The sequence below is a fragment of the Nonomuraea sp. H19 genome (assembly GCF_052068215.1).
In the GTDB taxonomy this organism is placed as follows: Bacteria; Actinomycetota; Actinomycetes; order Streptosporangiales; family Streptosporangiaceae; genus Nonomuraea.
In genome coordinates this window covers 20851-34739 of sequence record NZ_JBQHCV010000052.1, presented here as the reverse complement: position 1 = coordinate 34739, position 13889 = coordinate 20851, and the positions used below count along the sequence as shown (strand labels likewise).

The window sequence follows — 13889 nt, the reverse complement described above, 5'->3', positions numbered from 1 at the left end:
CCCGCTACCACGACGTTCACATCCGACCGCCACCACACCAGCCTCATCTACCTGCGGAAACAGGATGGCGCTCTCTCATTGGAGGCCGGGAGTCTACTGGCAGCCTGGCAAGTGCCGGTCGGCGCACCGGTCCGCCGATTGGAGGAGCCGCGGGCCTGGCAATTCGTCGGACGGGCGCAGGCATTGGAGCAGCTGGCCGATATGCTTCCCCACCCAGGTGAGCCGGCGATGGTGCGCCAGGTGGTGCAAGGGATGGGCGGGGTTGGTAAGTCCGAGCTAGTGCGCCATTACATCCGCACCCACAAGGATCGTTATCAGGTGGCGTGGTGGATCACCGCTGACTCACCGGAGAACCTGCAGCAAGGGTTCTCCGCGTTGGCAGCGGCGATCCACCCGCCGACCGGCGTGTTAAGGGATGCCGTACTGGCGGCGGCGTGGGCACTGGATTGGCTGCAGGCGCATCCTGGCTGGCTGGTGGTGCTAGACAACGTCGAGGACCCGGTTCACGTACGCGAGTACCTGGACCGATTACTGGCGGGGCATGTCGTAATTACTACGCGGCGCGATGCCTACTGGCCGAACATACCGACGCTGACAGTGAATGTGCTGGATGAGCAACCAGCACTGCAGCTAATGAGGGGGATCATCGAGCCGGCCCAACCCATCGGGCCGAAGGAGCAGGATGACCTATGCATAATCGCTGCCGAGCTAGGTTACCTGCCTTTGGCATTGGAACAGGCCTCCGCCTATATCCGTGAATCACGCGTTAGTCCTGGTCGCTATCTGGAGCGGCTGCACCGTCATCCTGTTCGGATGTATGTCAGCTCAGTGACCGGGGGAGAATCCGAGCGGACGATGGGACGGCTTTGGGACACCCATCTCGACGCCATCCGCGGGCGTGACAAAAGTGAGCAACTCCAGGCGGAGCATCTTCTGCGGACGTTGGCCTGCTACGCCTCGGATAATATCCCCCGGAGCCTACTGGGCGACGAGTCGGATAACTTAGAGTTCGATGATGCGCTGCGGCTTTTAGCTTCCTACAGCATGATCACACGCTCAGGCACGGGCGACGAGGAGATGTTGAGTATGCATCGACTCTTCCAGTCCGTGGTTTACAACGGCCTCGACTATAACGAGCCAGCAAGTCAAGCCGCGCGCGCGACGGCTCTCAGTTGGCTGTCTCAGGCCCTTCCCGACGACCCGCAGTTCAACGTGGATGACTGGCCTAAGTGGCGTGAACTTTTCCCTCATATCGACGCGATCGCTCTTCGCTATCGGAATGAGGATGAACCGGCAGACCTCGGCAGGGTACTCAGCATGACCGCAGTCTTCGCCTTGGAGCAGGGGCAGTACCGGCGAGCCCATGATCTCGCCAGCCGGGCGCTACTCATAGTCGAGGCTGAACTGGGGCCTGACCATCCGACCGTTTCAAACTATTTAGGGAACTTGGCATCGTGTCTCCGCGCTTTAGGGCGGCCCGCGGAGGCGGTTCCGCTGGAGCAGCGAGCGCTCGTCATCATTGAGACCGCTCATGGGGCCGAGCACCCAGAGTTCGCCATGTCCTTGGGCAACCTGGCGGAAAGCTTCCGCGCTTTGGGGCGGCTGGCTGAGGCGGTCCCGCTGTTCAAGCGAGCGCTTGCCATCGTTGAGGCTGCGCTGGGGCCTGACCATCTCACCGTCGCCATCTACTTGGGGAACTTGGCATCGTGCTTCCGTTCTTTGGGACGGCCTGCTGAGGCGGTCCCGCTGCAGCAACAGATGCTTGCCATATTTGAGGCTGTGCTGGGGCCTGATCATCCGTCCGTAGCTATCGCATTGGGGAATTTGGCCGGGAGTTACAATGACCTTGGGCGGCATGCTGAGGAGATCTCGCTGAAGCAGCGAGCGCTTGCCATATTTGAGGCTGTGCTGGGGCCTGATCATCCGACCGTAGCTATCGCACTCGAGAATTTGGCGGGGAGCTTCAGTGCTCTGGGGCGGCCCGCGGAGGCGGTTCCGTTGGAGCAGCGGGCGCTCGTCATCATTGAGACTGCTCTGGGATCTGAGCACCCAGAGTTCGCCATGGCGTTGGGGAATCTCGCGTCGAGCATCCGCATGCTTGGGCGGCCCGCTGAGGCGGTCCCGCTGTTCAAGCGGGCGCTTGCCATAGTCGAGGCTGCGCTGGGACCTAATCACCCTATAGTTGCGACTGTGTTGGACAATTTGGCGTTGAGCTTCAGTGACTTGGGACGAAATGCTGAAGCTGTCCCGTTGAAGCAGCGGGCATGGGCCATCGTCCAGGAGACTCGAGGATACAGCTAATCTCAAGCCAAAACTTGGCGACAACTCCAATTCATACAGAACAGCCTATGCGAGTGCGATTAGTCTGCGTGAAAGCGGAGGACCAGGCTGCCGCGCCGCTTCCGGTGCTCGGGCCTGGCGGCCCTGCGCTCCGGGTCGGCTTGCCATCGAGCATGAGGGCTGAGGTCCAGCTCTTGCTAACGGAAGTGCTAACAATGGCCCCTGGACGATCTTGGACGCTGGCGGATAGTGCTGCGACCGTGATGTGGCCTTGACCAGGCATCGTAACCTCACTCGGACGGCCTTGGACGTTCATGTTCTCACTCGTAATGAAGTGTTCGTGGCGGAGGCCGTGTCGATCGCCGGCTTCGGATCTCCCCGTAGGCGGCTGGGGCGATCGGCTGCCGCGGCCCTCCTTCGTCGGGCCTTGCCACCGGATACCTCTGGCCGAGGTGACAGCAGGGCTGACAGCAACGTCCCCACACGCCGACGCATCCATCCCACCTTCTACACGCATCTGACCAGGATGGCGATCAGCCGAGGAGGGTGATCGGTCCGCCTGAAAAGTGGAAGTTCGCAAGCCCCAAAGCGGAGGAAGGCAGAAGCGCCCCACAAGCGGTCAACTCACGGGACGCATCGGGCGCTCGCGCCTTAGCTCTACCCCTCCGATCGCCTTAGCCCCTCAAGACGCTATCCTCGCATTAGTCGAACAGGTGAGCGATTTCTCGAAAAGTACGGATCGTGCGGGAAACGCTACGGACGCGTACATGCCGCCTGCGAAGACAGCAGGCGCCGGGTGACGGCGTACACCGTGGACAAGATCACGAATCGGCGCCCTCAGGCCTTCCGCCCCTCCGGACGAGGGACTCTGCGTTGGACGTGATTCGAATTCTGGAGCCTCACAAGCTTGGTGACGTGATGTTGTCCACCCCCCCATCAGGCTTGTGAGCTGTCGCGCGGAACGGTGAGATGTCCCTCAGAAAGCCCGTCCACCAGCGTCCGAGCCAGAAATTCTCCCCTGTCAGCTACCTCGTGGAGGCCGGCCCTGACCTCTTCCATGCGTTGGAACGCCATTCCGTAGATCCGCTGCTCAGCGAGCGCTGGGGGCCGGGGCACCACTGCCCGCCTAATGTCTCGCCGTCCTAGAGAGCTTGTCCCGGTGCCCGGGTAATGGTTGTGCGCGCTCCGAAGGAAGCCTGCCAGGAACTGGGCGTCGACGACGTCGCGGTTCACCCTGACCAGCTGCACAGGCGGTGTCACTGGGATTGGCTCGGCGGCCACCTGGACCTGGAACCGTTCTCCTCCGGGTGTCACGACAAGATCCCCGGGGGCACACAAGACCTCTTCTGACTTGCCTGGTCGTACCACAGTGATCACTCCCGCGTTCACAAGGTCCCCAACGGTCGTCAACGAGAACGTCGTTGACGATGGGCCGTCCAGCGCACTTGGGAGAAACCGCCGGACCTTGCTCAGGCGTTGCTCGATTTCCTTCGTCAGCGCCATGACGTCGCCCGGCGTCGTCTTCCCCTGCACGAGATGGAGTGAGGGCGTCAGGTCGGTCTCATCATCAAGCAGATCGAGCACGGGAACCGCCTGACCCACGAAGGGCTCGACAAGCGGCTCCCGCTGGTACTGCTCCCATGCTGTGACGACTTCGTCGGGCCTATCCGCCTCGATCTCGGCGAACAACACGGTCGACGGGGCGTGATCGCTGGGAAGCGGTCTCCTCAGTAGCCACAGGTGAGCGGGAATTCCGGCAGTCGAAGCCATTGCGGCCGGCACGCCGATAACCGCCCGCAAGGCGCCTTTACGGATGAGGTCACTTCGAATCCTCCTGCCCGATCTACGGCTGGCCGCGGCGACCGGCATGAGGACGGCAACAACTCCGCCCTGTTTGACGTGGGCAAGCGCATGCTGGATCCAGGCCAGCTCGGATTCCGCGCGAGGCGGCAGGCCGTACTCCCAACGCGGGTCGGCAGCCAGCTCGTCGTGACCCCAGTCTCGCTCATTGAAGGGCGGATTACAGATGACAACATCCGCCAAAGTCCCCACGAACGCGTCGGCACGCAGAGCGTCTCCGGCTTGGACTTCCGCCTTGTCGGTGGTCAGCGCCAGCCGTACGGCGGCAAGCCTGGCTAGATCGGGATCGAGTTCTTGACCGAGTACGCGTCGGCCTGGGGACGTGGCGGCCACCAGAAGCGTTCCCGTTCCGCATGCTGGATCAAAGACGGTCTGCACGTCCTCGCCGACCAGACGGGTCATGAGTGCAGCGAGCGCGGGTGGAGTGGCGGCGAAGCTCCGGTGGTGTGCTTCGAGAAAGCGCCCCGTGAAGAACTCGAACAAGGTCGCCGCCCCCTGAGCCTCCGCCAACTCAGCGACGACCCGGAGGATCGGCGCCGTACGTGGGGGAAGGACTGCGGGGAATCCGATGCGTCCTTCCGGTGACTTCCTGATCTCGCGCGCGACCTCCGCTTCCACGACCTCGTCAGACTCTTGGGCCAGCCGGACCCAGTGTCCTGTCTGGAGATACCTCAGGAAATGCCCGGTCGCCGTCAATACTTCCGACAGCCGAAGATCATCGCCCAGGGCTCGCAGCTGCTGCCAGACTCGTCCTTCGACTGACAGCCTGACTTTGCTTCCACGCGCGCGGAGCCACGTCTCGATCTGATCCAGGGAGAACAACGGGCTGGCGGCCGTTCCCGCCACCGGCGAGGGAAAGTCCTCATACCGGCGGCGCCAGTTGCTCACCACCGCCCGGTCGATTCCAGCCAACCGGGCTATTTCCGCGCTGGTCACTGTGACGTCGTTACCCATCATGACCTCTCGATTCTTGCGATACCGGCACCCTACCCGAATTGACTAGTTCGCGTCGAGCACATAGTTGAGACTTGTTTGCTACGCAACCATGCTATCTACTTGTGGACGGCGGTAGTCGACCGCGCGGGTCAACACCTCTCGGAGGAGCGCATGGACTGGACCACGTTCGACGGCAATCCGGAGGTCATCAGACTTTCGGCGAGCCTGCTTGACCGGCGCGAAGGCGACTGCGGTGACTTCGCCGCGATCAAGGCTCGTCCGCAGTTGCGGCCGCAGAGGTACGAGAAACGTCGGTACACGCCGTGGGCAGACTTTCCCCTCGGCCTGGTCATGAGCGCGCTGGATGCCCTGGAGTTCAGCGGCGACGACATCGACGACGCGATTGACAAGGTGATCTCGGGCAGCCGGGATCCCGTGCACCCTGGCGCCGTCGCCTGGATCCGGCATGCGTGCCACACCTATCAGGAGGTGGCCGAGTCCCTGGCCACGCAGTTGGCCGCCGAAGGGGTGAACGTGCGGCCTGAGCGCAATCCCAGGATCGTGCAGGGCGGGCGGTCCGTGGCCGAGTGGCGCTCACTTACTGCCTGGGGGCGCTGGTACGTCTCGACGGACGGCTCGTACGTGGAGTTCCGCCGGTTGCGGATGCGGCATCCGTTCGGCAGCGCGGATGCCGCCTCCACCCTGGCGGCGGCGTACATCGCCGGCGCGGGCGATCCCCTTGTGGATCACCGGGAGCTCTACACCGCCATCCCCGTCCCAGTGCGAAAGACAGGCGCGGATCCGCAACGGATTCGAGTGGTCGAAATCGGCCTCACCACGGGTGCGGACCGGGTCCTGCTGGACGCAACCCCGGAGCGGATCCGGAATGAGTACTCGACCACAGTCCGCCCCGCCGCTACCCGCCTTCTGATGGGCGGCGAAAGGATCCCCGGCAAAGACTGCGCCGACTGTAAGACCTGCGTCACTTGCAACACCCTCGCCGTGGCACCGGGGCTGCTTGGTCTCGCGGACCGGGGAACGCACCGTCGTACCTGGTCGATCACGACCTCCCGCTACTACGAGATCTGCCCAGCTCAGGCGCATCTGCGCGAGCTCCGGCTTCCTGGGGAGTGGGATTCGAGTATGGCGGTCCAGCGAGGCCGGGACGTGCACCGCTGGCTGGAGGCCGCGCATGGCCGAGGCATCCAGTGCACCTTGGCGGATCTCCCGGCGGTGGACGCGGACGACTGCGGCATCGCGGACAATCTGATGGAGCGGGCGGACTACCACCAGGCCAGGTCGTACCTGATTCAGCACCTGCACGTGTGCCCGCTGCGCGGCCCCGGTGCGATCACCGAGGTCCGGCCTGAGCCGAAAATCGCCGCCTATGATCCGACGGCCGATGTGGTGGTCCTCGCCAATCCCGACCTCCTTCGCCGCGTGGACGGGCGTCTGGTCTACCGGGAGCAGAAGACGTCGGCGGTATCGCGCGGTATCACGACCGAGAACGCGCTAAGCGTCGTTCCCCAGCTCGCGCTGGCCGTTTGCCTGATCGCCGCAGGTGTCTTCGGGGAGCCCGATGGGCTGGTTGAACTGGAGCAGTTGCACCCGGACTACGCAGAGCCAGTTCTGGAGTTCGATACCGCCGATCCGGAGATCGTCGCGGCCGCGCGGGCCGTCATTCACCAGCGGACTCAGAGCTGGCACCGGGACGTCACCTTCGGCACCATCCCGGGTTGGTGGTGCCAGTCGTGCCCAGTCTCGCGCTGGTGCCCCGAGGCTTCCGCGGGAAGCGTCACCACTTTCGACCCGGCCACCGGGGAAGTCCTCCCGGCCCGGGGGGCGCTCGACATCCGTACCGAAGCGGTCGCCGACATGGTCGCCGAACCGGAAATCGACGACGAACCACCCTTCTGATCCGAGAGGAGCACACGAGCGTGAACGTCACTCCGACCGCAATGGCGCGGCCGGTCACTGCGGCCCTCCGAGCTGGCTACGCCTGGAGCGTCCGCCGAGAACATCCCCAAGCCTGGCGGGAGGTGGCCCGGATGGCCGGCGTGATCATGCGTCATTGCGGGCCAGGCCGGGGACCGGTCATCCCCGCCGAGCTCGTCGCGCTGCTCCACCAGCCGCTCGGCACCTGGTTGCCGACCGCCGACCCGGCACTCGCCGAGCTGGTCGTTCTGGACGAAGACGACCATCTCACCGACGACACCTATGAGGTCGGCTGTGACTACACAGTCGAAGTACTTGCCGGGCAAGAGGACCCGGGGGAACGATGGCTCCCATCCTGGCGAGTCCATCGCGCCGAGCAGGTCGAGCACACGACCTTCCAGCGCCTCATCATCGGAACCGACGAGGACTACGTCGTGGGCCGGCGGTTCCTCGTCGAGAACTCCGCAGGCCAGCTTCTGCACATTCTTGATCGGCAGACCGAGTTGGGGCTCACGCCTCTGGTCGAGTTCGGAGCCATTCCGCAAGACCGTCAGTGGCATGGGTTCTGGTGGGCCTGTCCCGTCTGCGCGTGGCCGATGAGTGTCTCTCCGTCCGGAATCGTTCGCTGCCATTTCAAGCCCCATCGGGCGACTTACACCCTGCTGAATGGCACCGGCAAGAAGCCCCTGCTCCAGCCCGCGGACGGCTCGATCCCGCCGCGTGCCGCTCGTCCCGTCGATGGTGCCGTCTGCGTTGACGAGTCCATCTGGCGTTACATCGTCGTGCCCGGCGTCGTGGAAGTCCGCCTGCGTGACCGCATCAACGCCATAGCCGGTGTCAGCGCCGATCTGTATCCGTGCAAGGACCTCTACGACATCGGAGTGAGACGGACGACGGAGGAATCATGGCGGTTCACTCTCGACGTCAAGGACTTCGCGTCGGCGGCCGCTCTTGCCAACAAGTTGATCGAAAAGCCGATCGCGGCAGGTCACTTGGTGATCCCTGACTATCGCAGCGACCAGCTCATCGAGCTCCGCAGATTGCTGCCCGGCGTGGCGATCGCCACCGAAACCCAGATCCAGAAACGGATCAGGCGCACGATGAAGGAGGGGGCATGAGCACGCCATCCAGGAGCGGCCGACCGCTGGTCATCTCATGCGCTTTCGCACTCGCGGAGGCCTATTTCGGCGTCTGCGACACCGATCACGCACAGTTGCTCCTTACCGGGCGCATCGACATGTGGTCCGGCTACTGGCAGCTGGACGAAGACGACCGTCGGCGAGTCGGTGATCTGCTCCGCCATCGCGGAGACGATCTCGCCAGCCTTGAGGTGTTCAACAAGGCCGTCCGCGAGCTCGGTTCCGCAGGCGAGCTGGAGGGATATCGCCTGAGCGACAACGAGGTCAACCCGCTCCACGGCCTGCCTCCCAGAACGCACGCCGATCGCCTGCTCGCGAAACTGGCCGACCTGCGCAACCGGCCGATACTGCCCACCGCGAAGCCCGGCCGCTATCTCACCACCCTGCGTTCCGGTGGCTCGGCATCGGCAGAGGCGGCGTACGACCTGTCCGATCTGCCGAACCCACAGGTCATATCTCTGCCAATCACCACCGCACCGCATCTCCAGAGCGTGGAAATCTCGGTCGACGAACTACGGAAGATGGCAGGCCGGATCGACGTCGCCCGCGGGGAAAGCCACCGCCAGGAACGCGTGGACGCACTCTTCGCCCAGTTGATCGGTCCGGACGGCCAAACCGTGACCGACTCCCTGCGCGTCCAAGCGGGCGGTGTTATCGACCCACTGATCGCCCCCACGGGATTCGGCAAGACGGTCCTGCTGGAGGTACTCGGGACTCTCGCCGCGGAGAAAGGGATCCAGACCGCGCTCGTCGTACCCTCCCGCGTCAACGCGCTGTCCCTCGCATTCCAGATCCAAAAGAATCTGACTCTGCTCGGGATCACCGGATCGTGCACGCCGCTGGTCTCCCCCAAGGGTGCGATGAAGGACGCCGAGAAGATCGCGGCAGCCGGAGACTCCTTCGGTGACTGGGCCTACGATCGGCTGGCCTACGGTTGCGCCTTGTCCGCCTCTACCGAGACCGAGGAGGGGGTCGACGCCTGGTCGCCTGGCCACGAGCCTTGCCGCGACCTGCGCCTCAGTCAGCGCAACGGGCGGCGGCACGCCTGCCCATGGCGCGGCACATGCGGCAAGTTCCGGCTCATGAGGGACGCTGTGAGCGCGGACGTCATCGTCACCGCACATGCCACCTTCTGCGCGGGGAGCATGCACATCCCGCTGGCGACCGAGCACGGGGTCAGTGACCAGATGTCCGTCGAGGAGTTCCTGCTTCGCCGCTGTCAACTGGTCGTCGTGGATGAGGTCGACCAGTTCCAGCGTTCAGTGATCGACAAGAGCGCCCGGCACCTGGATCTCGCCAAGGGCCGTCAGCGCACTCACATCCACCGGTTGGACGACGAATTCCGCAACATCTTCGGGCACGTCCTGCCCGAGTCCGACGGCGAGGTGAGAGCCATCCTCTCCGACGTGCGACTGCTCTCCGAGCACTACATCGCCAATCTCGTCAAGGAATGGATTCCCCCGGTTCGCCCCGCTCGGCGCGGATATCGAATCGATCACTGGCTCGTACCGCGAGGCAACGACGCCTGGATCACCGCCCGGCTCCTCGGACTGCCCGCCGACGGCAGGCGCGTGACCCAGGACGAGGTTGAAGGACTCCAGGCCCTCTTCGCCGCGCCAAACGCCCGCCCGGTGGAAGCCCTGCCGCTCGCCAATCTGACTCCTGACGAAGCGGCCGAGACGCGCGTCCGGATCACCGCCTCGCTGATGGCGATCTCCGCCGGATGCCGCGTCGGCACCCTCATGCCCCACAAAGTCGCGCTCAGCGAGGCGCTCCAGGTCGTGGTCCCCGATGAGAAGACCCGTGGCATGCTCGTCGACCGGCTGATCCGGCGCGCCCATCTGGAACCGCTCCGCAGGAAGCTCTCCGAGCTCTTCTACCACACCCCGCACCTGCGAGCGTTGGGCGCGGAGGCTGCGGAGACGATCGCGGATGCGCTCGGCGGGTTCACCCGGTGGGACGCCATGCCCGCCAGCCCGCTCGGCCGGCTCTTCTTCGCCTTCAAAGAGCGCTTCGATGCAGAGCGCCCCGAACAGACCACGCTCTCCGTCGCGGCCTTCGGCGGCGACCCGCATGGGTACGTCCGTTACCTCGGGGAACTGACCGCACGAGGTCATGCGCGGGTGCCGCGGGCGGTGCTCGGCCTGTCAGCCACCTGCTACTTCCCAGGTGCTCCGCATCACCACGTGCTAACCGAGCCGACCTGGTTCGTGCCCGACACCGACGCGTCGGGCGTGACCATCCACGACGCTCGGGTCTTCACCACGGAGTCAGCGGTCCGGATCTCTGGAGTCCAAGGCCGACAGCGGGAGAGCAACCTCGCCGAAGTGGGCGAAGGGCTCTATCGGCTCAAGCTGGTGAACCGACTCCGCGACCTGGTGCAGCAGCGCGACGCACGCAACGCTCCGGGGAGGGACCGTATCCTGGTCGCCACCACCTCCTACGACAGCGTGCTAACCCTCGCCGAAGGCATGGTCCGCGCGGGCGCACCGAAGGGAAGCCTCTGCCTGCTGGCCAGGAGCGAAAAGGAATTCACCGTCAGGAACTCGCGCTGGCACGTGCTCCCCGCGGATCAGGTGGAGCATTTTCCCTCTACCGGTGCGGAGATCCTCATCGCACCGCTCGCCGTGGTCGAGCGAGGGGCGAACATTCTCGACGGTGGCATGTCAGCGCTCGGCGCGATCTACATGGTGGTCCGCCCGGTCCCCGTACTCGACGAGCCCGCCGAACTCCTGGCCCACATCAACCACCGGCTGTGGAGCGACACTCTCAAGGCAGAACCCAACCATCGCGAGCCGCTGGACCAGCTTGAGCACCGGATGAGGCGCGCCGGTCAGCATTTCGAGGAGATCGTCCGGTCTGCTCAATACTTCCGCTCTCTACCGGAATGGGTCCAACTGGGGGTCGTCGCCGAGATCATGGTCGGGTTGATCCAGCTCGTGGGCCGCGCCCGTCGGGGCGGCACGCCGGGCGAAATCTACCTGGTCGACGACGCCTTCTTTGATCCCTCCGGCCGCTCCGACCTGCCGAGCCTCGTCGGCCGGATCAGGAATCGGTGGCAGGCGGCAGGCGAGCTCGACCGTCTGCTCTCCCTGTACGGACCGACGCTTCAAGCCTTCTTCGACTTCGCGGACCGCATGGGCCGCACCACCTCCCACGGAGACCACCCATGATGACCACCAGCGCCTTCCGCATTCCGTTGGACCTGCTGGGGAAGGCGTATGCCTACCCTCTTACGCCGCAACTCATGGAGGCGTTCGATCAGATCAGCAGGAGATGGCGCAATCGCGCCGACAACGAACACGCCCGTGCCCCGTACGCGTCGCTCGCGACAGCGCTCTCCGCGGTCACGGGACAGCCGGTCATGATTCTTCGCCGGCCGCGCACGAACGCCGACCCCCACTGGTTGATCACCACCTCGCCCATCGACCCGAGCACGTTGCGCATCGCCACACGTGTCTGGGAGCGGCAGGCTCGTGAGGGGCAGGACGCCAACGTCCTCGCCCCGCTCCTCAGCTCGATTACCCCCTTGCGCCTCGACGTGGCCGAGGATGTCAATCTGTCGGTCCCCGGCCATGTCTCCGCGTCGAATTGGGTCTTCCGGGTGCTCGGCTGGAACCTGGCGAGGAGCCTCGCTAGCACGCCCGTCCAGTTCGACAGCCGCAGTGTGCCATTCCGACTGGATACCGATGGCGCTCTGGTCGCCTGGGATGACCCGATCCCCATGACGCTCGGCAACATGTCGACGGCTCGCGGTATCGTCAAGATCTCCCTCGCGGTGAAGACGCTGCCCGGTGTGGGTGACCTTGTCTGCGTCCCGACCATCAGCTTCACCCGCCTGGTCAACGATCTGAAGATGGTGAAGTCGGGCTGGGTCGACCATGGCCGTTCCAGCGGAGGGTCCGCGTTGCTTCGCCTGCCCATCGCCACCAAGAAGGTCGACGGTGAGTGGACTCATGTCTTCCGCGACTTCAGCGGCGCGGTCGTCGAGGCCTGCGGGCTGTCCCCGATTCCGTGGGGTGAGGATGTGCTCACCGAGCACCCCGACCGGGTCCGCGCGTGGCGCAGCGTCAACTGGGCGCATCCACTGGGAACCGGCGTCGGTACTCGGACCTACCTGCGGTTCCTGGAGCACGCGACGGCGATCCCGGGCGTGGAGCCGATCACCTACCAGCCCACGAAGATCAAAGTACGCAAGGCCGTCGACAAGACACCGATCAACGCAAACGCGCTAGACACCGCCGTCCGGTCGGCCGGTCACGAGAAGCTGCGCATCGTTCACTTGTCGGCCTGGTCCGCGACCCGTGAGCGGGTACGACAGGCGCTCGGCGCCTACCAGTCCGAGAACGCGAGCCCGCTCCTCCCCCACGTCGGCGTCATCCAGACACTGACCCCCAAATGCGAAGTCATCGCCTACGACGTCACGGACCTGCTGCAGCACGGCAAAATCGATCGTTCGGAGCTGCTGGCCCCGGCGCCCCTCCTTAAGGGTGAGCCGGGAACGCTCGTCCTGGCTCTCGTGGACACTGTCCATGAGAAGGGGAAGAGCGCGCTAGACGACGCAAAGCTGCCCATTCGCTATAGTCTCGCCAAGCTGGGCATCCCCACCCAGTTCATCGCTGTCGCCCCGGGAGCCGACGGCTCGCGACCGAAGCCTTCGAGGAAGCCGAAGAAGGATGTGGACTACCCGGTCGTCACCGCTGTCCGCGACCTGATGCGGGCGGGAGGCCTCACTGATGACCGGCTATCAGAGGCCGTAAGCCTGAAGCCGCATCCGCTAAACGGCGACGCCTGGCTGGTCGGAATTCATGTCCGCGCCCAAAACGGCAACGGTTCCAACGGTCGCCTACTGGTGAACACTATGGTCGCCGTGCATGCCCGCAAGGATGCCGATCGCCCGTGGAAGATCCTCATGTATGTACGTGGCCAGGGGTGGATCCAGCACGCCGCAGGGCTGGCCGCCTACCACTCGGCCGCCATCGGCACCCCGCTCGACAACGAGCAGAGTTCGTACGCAAAGCTTCGCGGATACGTGGATAGCGCGCTCGGAGAGCTGCCCGGTGACGACCCCGTCATCGTCATGACGGACGCGGACGAGACCCGCCGAGTGTGGGGAGGCCTTAGTGACGGCTGGCTCCGCGAGGGTGTGCTTCCGGGCGACGGGTTGGCCAATGCTCGGGAGATCTGCGTCGTCCGCGTGGGGACCAGTGACGAAGCGGTTCCCCGCCCGGTCGACTACTCCGACGGCAAGCAGCCTGAAGACCCTCGGAAGCCCGCCTCCCCGCGGAACAGGATCTACGAACTCCGCGGCGACGACGGCACGCGTAGCTGGCTTCTCGGCCAGGCCTCGCGGACCTTCAACGAGGGCAGCGAGGGCCGGGTGGGCGCCGACTTCACCCGATTCACCCTGCCCGCCGAGCGCGAGAAGGAGCAGGGCAACCCCTGGCATGCATTCACCGGAACGGAATTCGTGGTGGTCAGGACCGGGCTCTTCGACGAGGACGCCGCGGTCGCCGTGACCGCGCGCCTCTGTGCCCAACCGCTCTCGTGGGACGCCCAGACGCGCTGGCCGGTTCCGCTTCATCTCGCCAACATCGCCGACGAGGATCACCCGGGATATCGGACAGAGCAAAACGACCTGTAATGATCGCTCCGACCTGCGCGAAGTATTCCTGACGGCTATCAAAACCGCCGAGTTTAAAATGTCGTGCACTCCGATCGAGAGATACTTGGGACTGT

At 64.8% G+C, this 13889-nt stretch carries 6 protein-coding genes; 5 read left to right on the top strand and 1 reads right to left on the bottom strand.

Translation table 11 applies throughout. The features are described 5' to 3' along the window. Positions 1 to 2301, top strand: a 2301-nt coding sequence (gene fxsT / locus ACTMTI_RS53485; protein WP_441128790.1) for an FxSxx-COOH system tetratricopeptide repeat protein, incomplete at its 5' end; no start/stop codon positions are given. 915 nt (positions 2302 to 3216) lie between these two features. Here the strand turns inward: fxsT and ACTMTI_RS53480 are convergent. After that, positions 3217 to 5097, bottom strand: coding sequence for an N-6 DNA methylase (locus ACTMTI_RS53480; RefSeq protein WP_441128788.1), 1881 nt, complete (start codon positions 5095 to 5097; stop codon positions 3217 to 3219). 150 nt (positions 5098 to 5247) lie between these two features. Between ACTMTI_RS53480 and ACTMTI_RS53475 the strand changes: the two genes are divergently transcribed. The 4 genes from ACTMTI_RS53475 to ACTMTI_RS53460 are packed head-to-tail and all read left to right on the top strand — an operon-like array spanning position 5248 to position 13794. Then, positions 5248 to 6993, top strand: coding sequence for a PD-(D/E)XK nuclease family protein (locus ACTMTI_RS53475; protein WP_441128786.1), 1746 nt, complete (start codon positions 5248 to 5250; stop codon positions 6991 to 6993). Between the two features lie 41 nt (positions 6994 to 7034). Beyond that, positions 7035 to 8129, top strand: a complete 1095-nt coding sequence (locus ACTMTI_RS53470; protein ID WP_441128792.1) for a restriction endonuclease-related protein — start codon at positions 7035 to 7037, stop codon at positions 8127 to 8129. Next, complete coding sequence (locus ACTMTI_RS53465; RefSeq protein ID WP_441128784.1) at positions 8126 to 11323, top strand: hypothetical protein; 3198 nt, start codon at positions 8126 to 8128, stop codon at positions 11321 to 11323. The genes ACTMTI_RS53470 and ACTMTI_RS53465 overlap by 4 nt, the downstream gene beginning before the upstream one ends. Then, positions 11320 to 13794 (top strand): RNaseH domain-containing protein, encoded by a 2475-nt coding sequence (locus tag ACTMTI_RS53460; protein ID WP_441128782.1) that lies wholly within the window; start codon positions 11320 to 11322, stop codon positions 13792 to 13794. Before ACTMTI_RS53465 ends, ACTMTI_RS53460 begins: the two co-directional genes overlap by 4 nt. The last annotated feature ends 95 nt before the right edge of the window (positions 13795 to 13889 follow it).

Bases quoted from the DNA above. Each gene is read 5' to 3' on its own strand.
- ACTMTI_RS53480 (WP_441128788.1), bottom strand. From the start codon at position 5,097: ATGATGGGTAACGACGTCACAGTGACCAGCGCGGAAATAGCCCGGTTG.
- ACTMTI_RS53475 (WP_441128786.1), top strand. From the start codon at position 5,248: ATGGACTGGACCACGTTCGACGGCAATCCGGAGGTCATCAGACTTTCG.
- ACTMTI_RS53470 (WP_441128792.1), top strand. From the start codon at position 7,035: ATGGCGCGGCCGGTCACTGCGGCCCTCCGAGCTGGCTACGCCTGGAGC.
- ACTMTI_RS53465 (WP_441128784.1), top strand. From the start codon at position 8,126: ATGAGCACGCCATCCAGGAGCGGCCGACCGCTGGTCATCTCATGCGCT.
- ACTMTI_RS53460 (WP_441128782.1), top strand. From the start codon at position 11,320: ATGATGACCACCAGCGCCTTCCGCATTCCGTTGGACCTGCTGGGGAAG.